Below are 14,862 nucleotides of genomic sequence, written 5' to 3' on the forward strand. Positions count from 1 at the left end.
ATCGCTAAGGGTTTGGTCGCCGTCGCTGGAGAAACTCTGGAATGTCTAATTTGGGCTTGGCTTCAACCTGCGGTTCTGGTATAGGCGCTTCAGGGGGGGGAGATGCTGTCGTTAGAGGACGATTCGTTAGGGGTGTTGTTTTGGCTGTAGTGCGGGTGCGGCTAATGGGTTCACCACTAAACCCTGTGGCGATAACAGTGACCTGAACTTCCCCTTGCATTTGGGGATCAATCACAGCACCGAAGATGATGTTAGCGTTGGCATCGGCCACATTGTAGATTACCTCTGCCGCGGCATTTACCTCATGGAGGGTGAGATCTGTGCCCCCCGTAATGTTGAAGACTACACCCTTGGCACCCTCGATCGACCCCTCCAGTAGGGGCGAAGAAATCGCACTGACGGCAGCTTCAGTGGCTCGTGACTTGCCAGAGGCAATACCAATCCCCATCATGGCAGAACCGGCATCAGCCATCACCGAGCGAATATCGGCAAAATCAACGTTAATCAGCCCTGGCAGGTTAATAATGTCGGAAATCCCCTGCACCCCTTGGCGCAGGACATCATCAGCTACTCGAAACGCATCCTGAACCGAGGTTTGCTCTGAAATCACTGAGAGAATCTTGTCATTGGGGATCACAATCAGAGTATCCACCCGACTCTGTAGAGCTTCGATTCCTTCGTCCGCTTGACTGGCGCGACGACGCCCCTCAAAGGTAAAGGGACGGGTTACAACGGCAACGGTTAGGGCGCCCTGTTCTTTGGCCACTTCCGCCACAATTGGTGCAGCGCCAGTGCCGGTACCACCCCCCATGCCACAGGTAATGAAAATCAAGTCGGCATCCTTGAGTGCCGCAGCAAGGTCTTCGCGGGATTCTTCAGCTGCTTTTTGGCCAATGGCGGGGTTGCCACCGGCGCCAAGACCACGGGTCAGCTTTTGGCCAATTTGCAGGCAGCGGTGGGCTTGGGATTGGGCGATCGCCTGAGCATCAGTATTGACGCACCAAAATTCAACACCAGCCACATTACTGGCAATCATGCGGTTAACTGCATTGCCACCGCCACCACCGACACCAATTACCTTGATGCGTGCTGCTGAAGTTTCCACCAAGTTGTCATAGCTCCTTAACATATCGGTTGGTGCGCCATGGCCATTGTCGCCCGATGCAATGCCTGCCTCTGCTGCAACAACGGAGGTGGGAACTTTAGGAGGAACAGGTTCTGTAGGCGACCGTTGATCTGACTCCATAACGCAACTATCTTCACCCATGATAAATATGGCGCAACTATATCATGAACTCTAGCCAAGGCATCTGCTACTCCCGACAAAATAATTCTTAAACCTAGCTTAGGGGAGAACGGGCTTTGGCTAGGAGACCATGCTTGGGCGCAAAAATCATCGCCAGCAAAAAGATTAATGTTTGCAGGACAACAATACAACCACCTGTTGACGCATCAAGATAGTAACTGATATAGGTTCCCAGTAAACTGCCAAGACCACCCACTGCAAGGGCAATGAGCACCATTACGCCAAAGCGATCGCTCAGCAAATAGGCCGTTGCCCCTGGGGTAATCAGCATTGCCACCCCGAGAATAATGCCCACCGTTTGTAGAGCGGCCACGGTGGTTAGGGACAGCAGCGCTAAAAGCAGATAGGACAGCAGGGTAGTATTCAGGCCAATGGTGCGGGCATGGGTGGGGTCAAAGCAAAAAAGGATGAAATCCCGATGCCGCAGGCCAATGGTGATCAGGGTTATGAAGCTTACACTCACGGTTTGCCAGAGGTCGCGATCGCTAATCCCCAAAACATTTCCGAAGAGAATATGCATCAGATCGACACTACTGGTGGTTTTCGAGAGCAAGACCAACCCCAAGGCAAAAAAGCCGCTGAAGACTAGACCGATGACTGTATCTTCCTTAACGCGCGTTTGCTGCTGAATAAACCCAATCAGAGTCACGGCTATCAGCCCAAAAGCAAAGGCTCCCAAGGCCAAAGGCAGCCCCAGCCAATACGCCAAGACCACACCGGGTAAGACCGCATGGGACACCGCATCCCCCATCAAAGCCCAGCCCTTCAGGGTTAAAAAACACGACAATAGCGCACATACACAGCCTACGAGGGTACTGACCCCCAGCGCCTTGACCATAAAAGCGTGTTGCAGCGGCTCCGGTAGCCAAGTGATCATCCGTTGTCCTCTAGGCCTCAAAAGTTATGATAAAGTACTGCCAGTACTCTCGGAGTGTAGTTCTCGTGGACGGCATCCTGTTGCTGAACCCTTGGTGGATGGGTGTTTTGCTGAACACCTTCCTTGGGGCGATCGCCCTCCTGATGCGGCAAAACTTACTCACTCCGGCAGGCCTCTTCCATGCATGGCTTTTAGGGGTGCTGATTTGGGGTACCCTCGGCTGGCAGGGGTATCTGATTGTCATGGTCTATTTCCTTGTGGGTTCAGCCGTGACCCGCATCGGTATGGCGGAAAAAGAGGCCGCAGGCATTGCAGAAAGACGCAGCGGCGCCCGCGGGCCGGAAAACGTCTGGGGTTCTGCTTTTACAGGAACCGTCTGTGCCCTCCTTGCCCTTTTGTTTCCCCAGTGGCGGGAGTTATTTTTAGTGGGGTTTGTGGCCAGTTTTAGCACCAAGCTCTCAGACACCTGTGCCAGCGAAGTGGGTAAAGCCTATGGCCGGCGCACCTTTCTGATTACCACCCTGCAACCGGTGCCGCGAGGGACAGAGGGCGCCGTGAGTCTTGAGGGAACCTTGGCGGGGATTGGGGGAGCAACTGTGATTGCCGTGCTAGGCTGGAGTGTGGGTCTAATGGGGGCGATCGCCCTTCCCAGTTGCATCCTTGCTGCTTTTCTGGCCAATCTTGTCGAGAGTCTTGTGGGAGCTACCCTTCAGGAACGCTACACTTGGCTGAGTAATGAAATTGTTAACGGGATTAATACAACTGTGGGGGCATTAGTAGCGATGGCAGTTGTTCTTGTGGGTTTGTGAGCAGACTATTGATACCTAGGAGTTTAACTTTCGTTTTTATGATTTAACCTGTCCATTAACAATCATTAAACTTTGTCAAATATGAGAAAAATTTTAGATTGGCTTGACTCATTGCTGATTCATAACTCATTTCAGCGAGAGGTTCGTCGCTGGTTTCGAGATAAAGGCGATAGCACTCTGCGACTTGACTATCCACTTGATCCAGACAGTATTGTCCTAGATGTGGGGGGATACAAGGGAGACTTTGCTGCTCTCATTCATGAAAAATTCAATTGCCGAGTCTTCATTTTTGAACCGGTTTCGACCTTCTATCATATTTGTCAGGAACGGTTTGCTGGTAATCAAAAGATTACTAACTTGAATTATGGACTATCTGACACTAGCAAAGTTTCTCAAATTTACATTGCTGAGGATGCATCAAGTTTTTATGAAAGAACTTCAAAGGCATCAAAGGCAGTAGCTGAACTACGGGACTGTGCTGTTGTTTTTAAGGAGCTTGCTATTGAAAAAGTAGATTTGATGAAAATTAACATTGAAGGAGGAGAGTATGATCTATTACAAAAGCTTATTGATTCTGCTTTAGTAGAAAACATAAGATACCTTCAGATTCAGTTTCATAATTTTGTTGAAAATTCAGAGCAAAAGCGTCAAGACTTACGCTCTCAGTTAACAAGAACTCATATCGAAATGTGGAATTATGAATTTGTTTGGGAAAGCTGGCGCTTAAAGAGCATTTGAGTTTCAACCTAGAAAATCGTTCAATGGTGAAGCAAGGATTAACTGGTCTTTTTGTCTATCCTGATATTCCCACAGTTGCATTTTTTGATCCTAATGGGTCTCCAGATGGATTGACACAGCCTTGGGTTGCCCTGCGGGAGGGGTTTCGTGCTCAAGGCGTTGAACTTGTCGGTCTCGATGAATGGTCTGACAATCCAGATTTTGAACTCCATCTCAATGTTCAAGCTGCGCGCTCCAAGTCTCCAAAATTTGTCATTCTCGCTGAACATCCGTTGATCTATCCAGCCAATGGACAGCGGTTCTTATTGCGTCGCTACCAAAGTGTGTTTACTTGGAATCCTGATCTAACCATCAAACAAGCTCAGCGAATTCAATTGCCTCACCCGTTGAAGGCCACAGGTGGTGTAGATGGCTATGGGCAGCGTACTCAGCTAGTGGTTTTAATTAACAGTAATAAAGCTCTGGTTCGGTGGGCACCCCATCGAGATCTCTACCACGAGCGGGTCAGAGCCATTCGCTGGTTTGAGCGCTATGCACCCCAAGACTTTGCCTTGTATGGTTATGGTTGGGATCAATCTGCCCGACAGCCGGTGGTAGGGGGCATCATTCACGCCCTAGAAAAACGCTGGGTTCGCAGAGCATTTTCGCCGTTCCCGTCTTGGCGGGGCATTGCACCTACAAAGGCCGAAGTGTTAAGGCAGTCCCGCTTCTCGATCGTCTATGAAAACGCCATTTTTCGCGGCTACATCACAGAGAAAATTTTTGATGCCTTTTGCGCGGGAAACGTGCCGATCTATTGGGGGGCACCAGACATTACTAAGTACATTCCTAAGGCCTGTTTTATTGACCGCAGAGACTTTTCTTCTTACGAAGCCTTGTATGACTTTCTCAGGATGATGACAGAAGAAACCTACAGAGGCTACCAGCAGGCGATTTGGGATTTTTTGCACTCTCCTCAAGCAGAGCGATTTTCTATTGCTTGCTTTGTGGAGACCATTGTTCGCAGCGTTTTGGCTCAAATCAACGCTATTCATCAATAGTCGCAGTCGGAATAATGATTATCATCAATCTTATCGGCGGCCTTGGAAACCAGATGTTTCAGTATGCTTTGGGCAGAGCCTTATCCATTGCTAAAGAGGTACCTTTGCGTCTAGATATTTCCGATTTTGAAAACTATCAGCTTCACCAAGGATTTGAGCTACATCGCGTGTTCCGCTGCAAGGCTCCAGTTGCCTCGCTTGAGGATTTGAAGTCTGTTTTAGGGTGGTGGGGAGTGCCGCCAATTAGAAGAGCGATCGCCAACCTTAAATTGTCAGTACTCTGCAAAGGGCGACTGATTCTTGAACCTCACTATCACTATTGGGAGAAAATTCACTCTATCCCTAGCACAGCTTACCTGCAAGGCTACTGGCAGTCAGAAAAATACTTCAGTGAAAGTGCCGATGTTTTACGAGAAGATTTTAAGTTTTGCCAACCCATGTCTGCAATAAATGCTCAATGGGCAGATAAGATTACTCAGTGTCATTCAATTAGTCTTCATATTCGCCGTGGAGACTACGTTTCAAATCCTAGGACACATAGGGTTCATGGCGTTTGTGACTTTGGCTATTATTATCGAGCCATTAAATATATCACTGCATTTGTGCGCGATCCTGTATTCTTTGTTTTTTCAGATGAAATCGAGTGGGCAAAGTCAAACTTGAAAATTTCTTATCCTGTTTATTACGTAGAAAGCAACACTGGTCAAGAAAGTTATAATGATATGCGACTGATGAGCCTATGTCGTCACCACATTATTGCAAATAGTACCTTTAGCTGGTGGGCGGCTTGGTTGAACAACAGTAGTGATAAGCTTGTAGTTGCACCTAAAAAGTGGTTTGCCTCATCTCAGAAAGATGATTCTGACTTAATTCCAAAAAGTTGGATTAGGATATAACCCATAGCTTATATGTTCTCTCTGTATGTACCTGAGCCAAAATCCACTTATTTCAGTTATTTTACCGGTTTTTAATTCTGCTCAATATATTTCTGCTTCGGTACAATCTATAATTAATCAAAGCTTTAATCGGCTAGAAATTATTATCATTGATGATGGTTCTTCAGATCATTCATTTGAGATTTTATCGGCATATGCAAAAAATGATTCTCGTATTCATTTAATTAGCCGAGATAATCGAGGACTGATTTACACTCTGAATGAAGCAATTCAAGCTGCACGCGGTGAATACATTGCCAGAATGGACTCAGATGATATATCTATCTGCAATAGACTAGAAAAGCAGCTTAATTTTCTGCAAGACCATCAGTTGGATATCTGCGGAACATTTGTTCGGTTAATTGGAGCAGCAACAGGAAACTGGAAGTATCCCGTTTCCCATAAAGGTTGTGAAGTTGAATTATTATTTGGTGTTCCTTTTGCTCATCCATCTGTGATGGGGCGCTCTAAAGTATTTAAAGAGCTTAGGTACTCTTTTGATTGGCCATTGGTGGAAGATTATGATCTGTGGCAGCGAGGGTGGGCAGCAGGGTTTAAGATGGGGAATGTCCCAGAGGTGCTTCTTCAATATCGAGTACACCGGAGACAAACCTCAAGATTTTACCGTCGGGAGCAAGCTCAAAATAGTCAGCGGATTCGATCGCGCCACTGGCAGCAACTACTGAGTTCAAGGCTAGGCCTTGGATCAACTGAGGCTCGAGAAGCGGAGAAAGACCCTTGGAAAACGTTCCAACTCCTGCGGGAGTTAAAGCAGTGTTATAAAGGAACAGAAGCAGAAAAAATTCTTCACCATGCACTCCTACGTCTTTTTTCCCATCGTCTCCAGAGCTGGATTTTAGATAGAACAAGCTAGTGCAGTTGCTCAAGGCTACATTTTAGGAGTGACCATGTTTTTTAGTGTTGTGATTCCTACCTATAATCGCTTGCCTATTCTCAAAAAGTGTGTGCGAGCGATCGCCCGTCAAACGTGGAATCCAGAGCTGGGCATCAAGGGCTATGAAGTCATTATTGTTGATGATGGTTCCACGGATAGCACTCTCGAGTGGCTTGAGGTACATCGTGATGAATTTCCCTGTGTGCGGTGGTTGCAACAGGCGCATCTTGGCCCTGCAGCTGCCCGTAACTTAGGGCTTCAAGTAGCTAAGGGAGACTGGATTGTTTTTATTGATAGTGACTTAGTGGTGACTGAAACTTTCCTAGAGGCCCATGTGAAGCGCTTAACTAAAGAGAAAAAACGTCTTGGCATTGAGGATATTACCCAAGTTCCGGCTTTTTCCTATGGTCGTGTGATTAATACTTGTAATTTTGAAGCACCAACCTCAGAGCCGTATAAGGTCACCGATTTTTCGGCGGCTTATTTTGCCACGGGGAATGTGGCGATCGCCCGCCATTGGCTGGAAAAAGCAGGCCTATTCGATACCCGCTTCCAGCTTTACGGCTGGGAAGATTTAGAACTCGGGGTGCGCCTCAAGAAATTGGGTTTACGATTGCTGAAGTGCCCTGAAGCTGTGGGCTATCACTGGCATCCTCCTTTTTCCCTCAGTCAAGTGCCTGCCCTGATCCAAAAAGAAATCGAAAGGGGGAAAATGGGGGTCTTGTTCTATAAAAAGCATCCGACTTGGCAGGTGAGGCTCATGATTCAAATGACCCCCTTTCACTATTTCCTGTGGGCCCTCCTCTCCCTCGGCGGCATTCTCAATGAAAAAACCCTAGCACCCCTGTTAAAATGGCTCATTAATATCGGTCGTCCCCAAGATGCCTTAGAAGTCGCTCGCATCTTTTTAAACTGGTACAATGTGCGGGCGGTCTATTCAGCCTATAGAGAGCAAGCATCTCAGGAATAGCCTTCCGCTTTGGTGCGAGTATGTTAACCCTGTCTCCAGCGCTAAAAGCCCGTTTAGCCACGCCGCTGCGAATCGGTTCGGTAACGGTCAATAGTCGGGTGTTGCAGTCTCCGTTGGCTGGGGTGACTGACTTGGTGTTTCGGCGATTGGTGCGCCGCTATGCACCCGATTCCATGATGTACACCGAGATGGTGAGTGCGTCGGGGTTGCACTACCTCAAAACGCTACCCCGCATTATGGAAGTGGATGCCAATGAGCACCCCATTAGTATTCAGCTCTTTGACTGCCGCCCTGATTTTCTAGCGGAAGCAGCCATAAAGGCGGTGGCCGAGGGTGCCGACACCGTGGACATCAACATGGGCTGTCCGGTAAATAAAATCACGAAGAACGGGGGTGGTTCTTCACTGTTGCGGGATGTGCAGTTGGCAGCCAAAATTGTGCGCACCGTCTCAGAAGCTGTGCCTGTGCCGGTCACGGTCAAAACCCGCATTGGCTGGAGTGATCAGGAGATCAATATCCTTGACTTTGCCAAAGCAATGGAAGATGCCGGCGCCGCAATGATTACGGTTCATGGGCGGACTCGTGCCCAAGGCTTTAACGGCCCTGCGCGCTGGGAGTGGATTGCGCGGGTGAAGCAGCGTGTCAATATTCCCGTCATTGCCAATGGCGATATTTTCTCGGTGGAAGCGGCAGTGCGCTGCCTAGAGCAGACCGGGGCAGATGGGGTGATGTGCTCGCGGGGGACGATGGGCTATCCCTTCTTGGTGGGGGAAATTGATCACTTTTTGAAAACTGGCGAACTGCGGCCTGCCCCAACGGTAGTTGAGCGTCTGCAATGTGCTCGAGATCACCTGATTGGCCTCTGGGAATACAAGGGGGAGCGGGGAATCCGCCAAGCGCGTAAACACTTGACTTGGTATGCCAAGGGCTTTGCCGATGCTGCAGAACTGCGCAGTGAACTCTGTCGGATTGAAACCCTAGAGGCGGGCTTGGCCTTGCTCGATGCAGCAATTGAGCGTTTGCAGAGTACCCCAGAAAGAGAGGCGATCGCCGCCTAAACTAATTAAGAAATAAGAAAAAACTTGATTTTTGTAAAGATTTCATAAAAACTTCCTCAAAATCTGCCCCTAGAATTCCCAAGGTATAATGAGGGTGTAGGGGCAAGCACCAAAAAACAGGGGGCTTAACCTACAAGAGAGTTATCTGACGGTTGCAAGTGATCCAAGCTTTTCAGTTTTAGAGTTTTTCATCCGTTTTCGACATCGCAGTTAGTAGGTTCTTGCGGGTAAAAGAGCGCGATCGCAATCAGTGAAGGGCGATCGCGAAGGATTGCTGCACGTTCAATGAGGAATCCTGTTATGAACTGCACACGCTACACAACAGAATTGCCCGAAGTGGCATGGGAAGGATTTACGGGTGGTGATTGGGTTGATCGCATTGATGTGCGCGACTTTATTCAGCGCAACTACACGCCCTACACCGGCGATGGTTCTTTCCTCGTGGGGGCCAGCGATCGCACCCAACAACTGTGGGCAAAAGTGCGCGACCTGATGGCTCTAGAGCGTCAAAAAGGTGTCCTTGATGCCGATACCCGTGTCCCCTCTTCGATTACCGCCCACGCACCGGGCTACATTGACCGGGACTTGGAGCAAATCGTGGGTTTGCAAACCGATAAGCCCCTGAAACGAGCCATCATGCCCTTTGGCGGCATTCGCGTGGTGGAAACCTCCCTCAAGGCCTACGGCTATGAGTTGGATCCGCGCACGAAGGAAATCTTCACGAAATATCGCAAAACCCACAACGATGGCGTCTTTGATGCCTATACGCCTGAAATGCGCCGCTGCCGAAAATCCGGGATCATTACCGGCCTGCCGGATGCCTACGGTCGGGGTCGGATTATCGGTGACTATCGCCGCGTCGCCCTCTATGGGGTAGATCGCTTGATTGCCGACAAACAGGCACAGCAGGCTTCCCTAGAAGTGGATGTCATGGACGAAGAAACCATCCGCCTGCGGGAAGAACTTGCTGAGCAAATCAAAGCCCTTAATGAACTCAAAGAAATGGCTGCTAGCTATGGCTTTGATATTTCGCGGCCGGCGGCCAACGGTCAAGAGGCGGTGCAGTGGCTCTATTTTGGCTATCTTGCGGCGGTTAAAGAACAAAACGGCGCCGCCATGTCCCTAGGGCGGGTCTCCACGTTCCTCGACATTTACTTTGAACGGGATTTGCAGCGTGGCACCGCCACAGAGGCCGACATCCAAGAGTGGATTGACCACTTTGTAATGAAACTGCGGATAGTGCGCTTTCTGCGGACGCCGGAGTACAATGAACTCTTCTCAGGCGATCCCACGTGGGTGACGGAATCTATTGCCGGCATGGGTCTGGATGGTCGGCCTTTGGTGACGAAAACCAGTTTCCGCATCCTGAATACACTCTACACCCTTGGTCCTGCACCAGAACCGAACCTAACGGTGCTGTGGTCGGAAAACTTGCCCGAGGCCTTCAAACGCTTCTGCGCCCAAGTTTCCATTGACACCAGCTCCATCCAATACGAAAACGATGACCTCATGCGTCCCTACTGGGGCGATGACTATGCCATTGCCTGCTGCGTCTCCGCCATGCGGGTCGGGAAACAAATGCAGTTCTTTGGGGCACGGGTGAACCTCGCCAAAGCCCTCCTCTACGCGATTAACGGCGGGCGGGATGAGGTCTCCGGAGAGCAGGTGGCACCCATGTTTGCGCCAATTACGGGTGACACGCTGAAGTGGGAAGAGGTGCTGCCACGCTTTCAGCAGGTGATGGCATGGTTGGCGAAGGTGTATGTAAATACCCTCAACATCATCCACTACATGCACGATAAGTACTGCTACGAGCGGCTGGAGATGGCCCTCCACGATCGCGATGTCTTCCGCACGATGGCCTGTGGGGTGGCGGGTCTCTCGGTGGTGGCAGATGCCCTCTCGGCCATTAAGTACGCCGAGGTGAAAGTGATCCGCAATGCCGATGGGTTGGCGGTGGACTACGAGATCAAGGGAGACTTTCCGAAGTACGGCAACAACGACGATCGCGTGGATAGCCTTGCAGTGTGGCTGGTGGAAACCTTCATGAATGAAATCCGCAAACACAAAACCTACCGCAATGCGGTGCCCACGCAGTCAATTCTGACGATTACCTCCAATGTCGTCTACGGCAAGAAAACGGGCAATACTCCCGATGGCCGCAAAGCCGGTGAACCTTTTGCGCCGGGGGCCAACCCCATGCACGGTCGCGATACCAAAGGGGCGATCGCCTCACTGGCGTCCGTGGCCAAGTTGCCCTACGTCCATGCCCAAGACGGCATCTCCAACACGTTCTCCATCGTCCCCGCTGCCCTTGGCAAGACCCGGGAAGATCAAATCCGCAACCTCGTGAATCTCCTCGATGGCTACATCCACGATCAGGGCTTCCACCTCAATGTCAACGTGCTTAACCGTGAAACCTTGTTGGATGCCATGGATCATCCGGAGCTGTACCCGCAGCTCACAATCCGGGTATCTGGGTATGCGGTGAACTTTGTCAAACTCACCCGTGAACAACAGTTGGATGTGATTAACCGCACGTTCCATGAACGCTTTTAGGCTCTCTAGGCGGACTGCTGCCTAGGTGAACGTCGCGTCCTCTACCTCGGTTGCACTGGCGATCGGGGTAGATTTTTTAGGGTAGTAACGTATGGCTTGCTAGTCCATTGGTGAATCTTGTTAATCTTCCCTTTTTCTACGGCCACGCCGAGGGCGATCGCGCCTGTTTGCTGCTCCATGGTTTGGGCGGTGGGGTCTATGAGCTGCAACCTTTGGCAGAGGTGCTCTACGAGGTAGGTTGGACGGTTCAGGGCATCCTCTATCCGGGGCACGATCGCCCCAGTGCCTACATGCCTGCCTCGACCTGGCCGCAGTGGTATGAGGCCGTTGTCACAACTTTTCAGACCATGCAAGACACCTACCCAAGGGTTGCGGTGATCGGCTTTTCTACAGGGGGAACGTTAGCCCTCCATCTTGCCCATCACCATCCTGTAGAGGCTTTGGTGCTTCTTGCTCCCTTTTTGCGGATTTATCGGCCGTGGTTTTTCCCTGTGGCTCCGGAGAAGCTTGTGCAGTCTCTTGGGTCGTGGATTCCCTGGTTACCGCGGCGGCACTTGCCGATTCGCGATCGCGCCCTGCGCCAAGCAGCGGAAGCCGCCTGCTATTTCAAAAGTTTTAACCTCCAAGCCGTACGCAGTGCCCTCGACCTCATTGCCCAAGTGGAGCAGGAATTGCCTCAAATTACTACGCCAACACTCATTCTCCAAAGCCGTGGTGACACCGTTGTAGATCCCCAAGGAGCCGAGATTATCTATGAACAACTGGGCAGCCCCCACAAGGAATTGCACCGGCTAGAGAATTCGGATCACTTGCTGCCCCTTGATGTGGAGCGAGCGCAGGTATTCGCCAAGGTGGTCGCCTTTTTGGGAAGATAGTTGCAGTGGGTTACTCGCCTTGCCATGGAAACCTTGGATCTACGGGGAACGCCCTGTCCTTTGAACTTTGTGCGCACCAAGCTGCGCCTGCAACAGTTGCCCCCCCGGCAGCCCCTTGAGGTGTGGTTAGATGCGGGGGAACCTATTGAGCAGGTGCCCGATAGTTTGCGGATGGCGGGCTATGATGTTCTCGGGATTGAGCCACGGCAGGACTATTTTGCCCTTCAGGTGCAGCGTCCCGCATGAGTGATCTGGTGGGCTTGGTGCGGGCCGTCCAGGCCAATTACTACCGCGTCCGCCTGCGGGAAGCCGTCAACGGCATTGAGGAGTTACTCTGTGTGCGCCGCGCCCGCCTCAAGAAGATGGGGCAGCAGGTGTGTGTGGGGGATTGGGTCGTGGTGACCCATCCCGACTGGCCAGGACAGCGGGGAGCGATCGCCGAGATTTTGCCCCGCCGCAATCAATTGCCACGCCCGGCGATCGCCAATGTGGATCAAATCTTCCTCCTCTTTGCTTTAGCCGACCCCCCTGCCGAGGTGCATCAAATCAGCCGCTTTCTCTTGACTGCCGAGGGGTTGAATGTCCAGATTCACGTGGTTTTCACCAAAGCGGATTTAGTGTTGCTCCCAGTGCAACAACAGTGGCGCGATCGCCTGCATCAATGGGGCTACGCCTGTGATGTTATTAGCCTCACGGTAGGGAATGACTGGCAATGTCTGCAACCGCGGTTAGCCCACAAAATCACCGTTGTCTGTGGCCCGTCGGGCGTGGGCAAAAGTAGCTTAATTCGCCATCTTACACCCCGCGAGGAGATTCGCATCGGTGCGGTCTCCGATCATTGGCACCGCGGGCGGCACACCACTCGCCATGTGGAACTGTTTCCCCTACTGCAGGGGGGCTGGATTGCCGATACACCGGGCTTTAACCAGCCCGAACTGCCCCCCGACCCCCAGCAACTGGCGGCGGCGTTTCCGGAGATTCGCCAACGGCTGAGCAAGGATCGGTGCCTTTTTGATAACTGTTGCCACGACCAGGAGCCGGGCTGCTGTGTACGCGGTGATTGGGAGCGCTACCCTCTCTACCTTGAGTATTTACATGAGCTTGAAGCCTTGACTAGTCCAGAGCCATTCTTGGGAAATCTGCCCCGCGTGAAGGTCAAGAGTGACAGCCAAGGTCAGCCGCGCCTTGAACCCCTCTTGGATCCGAAAAAATATCGCCGCCGATCGCGACGGCAGCAGCACCAACATCTCAATCCTATGGCCGAAGAAGTTCTCGATAGTGAATTGTGATGACGATGCCCCCCGTATTGACCCTCCTCCTGTGGGGTGTAACCGCTCTTTCCCTCCTCATCTGGCTGGTACTCCTGCTCTTTTGGGGACAGTTTTGGCGCATGGATCAACGACTCCAAGGCGGAGACCTCAGGACTTGGCCAAGGGTTGTTGCCGTGGTTCCGGCCCGCAATGAGGCGGCGGTGATTGGTGCCAGTGTGCGATCGCTCCTAGAACAGGACTATCCTGGAACCCTGCACCTAATCGTCGTGGACGATCAAAGTGAGGATGGTACAGGGGAGATTGCGCGCCAAACGGCCCTTGAATTGGGCAAGGGCGATCGCCTGACGGTTATCGAGGGCACACCCCTCCCCCGCGGCTGGTCCGGGAAACTCTGGGCGCTGTCCCAAGGCATTGCCGCTGCCTGTGCATTTCATCCCGACTACCTGCTGCTTACGGATGCCGATATTGCCCACGATCCACAAAATTTACGGCAATTGGTCGCCCATGCCCGTCAGCAACAGTGCGCCCTTGTCTCCCTAATGGTGAAACTGCGCTGCCAAAGTGTCTGGGAAAAATTACTCATTCCCGCCTTTGTCTTTTTCTTTGCCAAGCTCTATCCCTTCCGCTGGGTCAACGATCCCAAGCGGTCAACGGCAGCCGCCGCCGGCGGTTGTATTTTGATTGATCCTGGGGCGCTGGCCAAGATCGGCGGCATTGCCTGTATTCGCGATGCCCTGATTGATGATTGTTCCTTGGCTGCTGCTGTGAAGCGAGCCGGCTACCGCCTCTGGTTGGGGCTAACCCCCACAACGGTGAGTTTACGCGCCTACAACAGTCTCAACAGTATTTGGCAGATGGTGGCTCGCACCGCCTATACGCAGTTGTCCTATTCACCCCTCCTGCTCGTGGGAACCGTGATTGGCATGACACTGGTGTATTTGTGGCCTCCCCTTGCCCTCGCTGTCGGGCTGAGCGGGGGATTGTTACCGCTGGCGGCACTGGCAGGACTGGTGTGGGGCTTGATGGCGATCGCCTACGCGCCAACGGTTCGTTTCTATGGCCTCAACGGTGCTTGGGCGCTGACCCTGCCTGTCATTGCCTTCCTCTATACCCTGATGACCTTGGATTCTGCCCGTCGCCACTGGCAAGGTCGGGGGGGTGCCTGGAAAGGACGGATTTATCCGCGCAAGTCATAGATCGGGCGATAGGCCATGACAATCAGCGTGTCACTGGAGTCAAGTGCCTGAAAGTCCGTGGGACGAGGGCCATAGAGGGTGGTGGGATAGTGCCCCGGCTCAATTCAATAAAGTAAAACTCATTGGTGTGGTCAGAGTAGGTCAGGACTTGGCGATAGACCTCGGACATTTGGCGAAAGAGAGCACTTTGAGCAAGAATGCCGGAACTATAGTCCTGACTGGAAATGACTTCATCTACGCCGGCTTCTTTGAGGTGACGCTGGCGATCGCCCCTAGGGTAAAGAAGCGTTGAAGCCGCTCGTGCATTGGCTGGCTAGGGAAACATCACGTCTA

The 14,862-nt window shown here is 51.7% G+C and carries 14 protein-coding genes; 12 read left to right on the forward strand and 2 right to left on the reverse strand.

The annotated features are described in order from the left end of the window. Positions 1-4 precede the first annotated feature (4 nt). Both ftsZ and ACK4IR_RS01230 read right to left on the reverse strand, forming a co-directional pair. The gene (gene ftsZ / locus ACK4IR_RS01225; protein ID WP_409871704.1) at positions 5-1,129 is read right to left on the reverse strand and encodes a cell division protein FtsZ; all 1,125 of its coding nucleotides are present in this window, start codon (positions 1,127-1,129) and stop codon (positions 5-7) included. A gap of 211 nt (positions 1,130-1,340) precedes the next feature. After that, complete coding sequence (locus ACK4IR_RS01230) at positions 1,341-2,183, reverse strand: metal ABC transporter permease (protein ID WP_409871523.1); 843 nt, start codon at positions 2,181-2,183, stop codon at positions 1,341-1,343. A gap of 26 nt (positions 2,184-2,209) precedes the next feature. Between ACK4IR_RS01230 and ACK4IR_RS01235 the strand changes: the two genes are divergently transcribed. From ACK4IR_RS01235 to ACK4IR_RS01290, 12 genes are all read left to right on the forward strand, one after another. Then, positions 2,210-2,992, forward strand: a complete 783-nt coding sequence (locus ACK4IR_RS01235) for a TIGR00297 family protein (protein ID WP_409871525.1) — start codon at positions 2,210-2,212, stop codon at positions 2,990-2,992. An 81-nt stretch (positions 2,993-3,073) separates the two neighbouring features. Next, complete coding sequence (locus tag ACK4IR_RS01240) at positions 3,074-3,730, forward strand: FkbM family methyltransferase (protein WP_409871527.1); 657 nt, start codon at positions 3,074-3,076, stop codon at positions 3,728-3,730. Then, the gene (locus ACK4IR_RS01245; RefSeq protein ID WP_409871530.1) at positions 3,700-4,770 is read left to right on the forward strand and encodes a glycosyltransferase family 10 domain-containing protein; all 1,071 of its coding nucleotides are present in this window, start codon (positions 3,700-3,702) and stop codon (positions 4,768-4,770) included. Before ACK4IR_RS01240 ends, ACK4IR_RS01245 begins: the two co-directional genes overlap by 31 nt. 14 nt (positions 4,771-4,784) lie before the next feature. Then, positions 4,785-5,666, forward strand: a complete 882-nt coding sequence (locus ACK4IR_RS01250; protein ID WP_409871533.1) for an alpha-1,2-fucosyltransferase — start codon at positions 4,785-4,787, stop codon at positions 5,664-5,666. A 25-nt stretch (positions 5,667-5,691) separates the two neighbouring features. Then, on the forward strand, positions 5,692-6,579 hold the full coding sequence (locus tag ACK4IR_RS01255) for a glycosyltransferase family 2 protein (RefSeq protein ID WP_409871535.1): 888 nt from the start codon (positions 5,692-5,694) through the stop codon (positions 6,577-6,579). A 34-nt stretch (positions 6,580-6,613) separates the two neighbouring features. After that, complete coding sequence (locus ACK4IR_RS01260; protein ID WP_409871537.1) at positions 6,614-7,570, forward strand: glycosyltransferase family 2 protein; 957 nt, start codon at positions 6,614-6,616, stop codon at positions 7,568-7,570. A gap of 20 nt (positions 7,571-7,590) precedes the next feature. Then, positions 7,591-8,628 (forward strand): tRNA dihydrouridine synthase DusB, encoded by a 1,038-nt coding sequence (dusB, locus tag ACK4IR_RS01265; RefSeq protein WP_409871540.1) that lies wholly within the window; start codon positions 7,591-7,593, stop codon positions 8,626-8,628. 300 nt (positions 8,629-8,928) lie between these two features. Further along, positions 8,929-11,187, forward strand: a complete 2,259-nt coding sequence (gene pflB / locus ACK4IR_RS01270; RefSeq protein WP_409871542.1) for a formate C-acetyltransferase — start codon at positions 8,929-8,931, stop codon at positions 11,185-11,187. 110 nt (positions 11,188-11,297) lie between these two features. Continuing rightward, the gene (locus tag ACK4IR_RS01275; RefSeq protein ID WP_409871706.1) at positions 11,298-12,062 is read left to right on the forward strand and encodes an alpha/beta hydrolase; all 765 of its coding nucleotides are present in this window, start codon (positions 11,298-11,300) and stop codon (positions 12,060-12,062) included. Between the two features lie 24 nt (positions 12,063-12,086). Next, entirely contained in the window at positions 12,087-12,308 is a 222-nt protein-coding gene (locus ACK4IR_RS01280) for a sulfurtransferase TusA family protein (RefSeq protein ID WP_409871709.1), read from the forward strand. Then, a complete protein-coding gene (gene rsgA / locus ACK4IR_RS01285) occupies positions 12,305-13,351 on the forward strand; it encodes a small ribosomal subunit biogenesis GTPase RsgA (protein ID WP_409871545.1) in 1,047 nt (348 codons plus the stop codon). The genes ACK4IR_RS01280 and rsgA overlap by 4 nt, the downstream gene beginning before the upstream one ends. Beyond that, the gene (locus tag ACK4IR_RS01290) at positions 13,351-14,529 is read left to right on the forward strand and encodes a glycosyltransferase (protein WP_409871548.1); all 1,179 of its coding nucleotides are present in this window, start codon (positions 13,351-13,353) and stop codon (positions 14,527-14,529) included. Before rsgA ends, ACK4IR_RS01290 begins: the two co-directional genes overlap by 1 nt. Positions 14,530-14,862 lie beyond the last annotated feature (333 nt).

Origin of the sequence: Thermosynechococcus sp. (assembly GCF_046299635.1) — a bacterium.
GTDB lineage: Bacteria > Cyanobacteriota > Cyanobacteriia > Thermosynechococcales > Thermosynechococcaceae > Thermosynechococcus.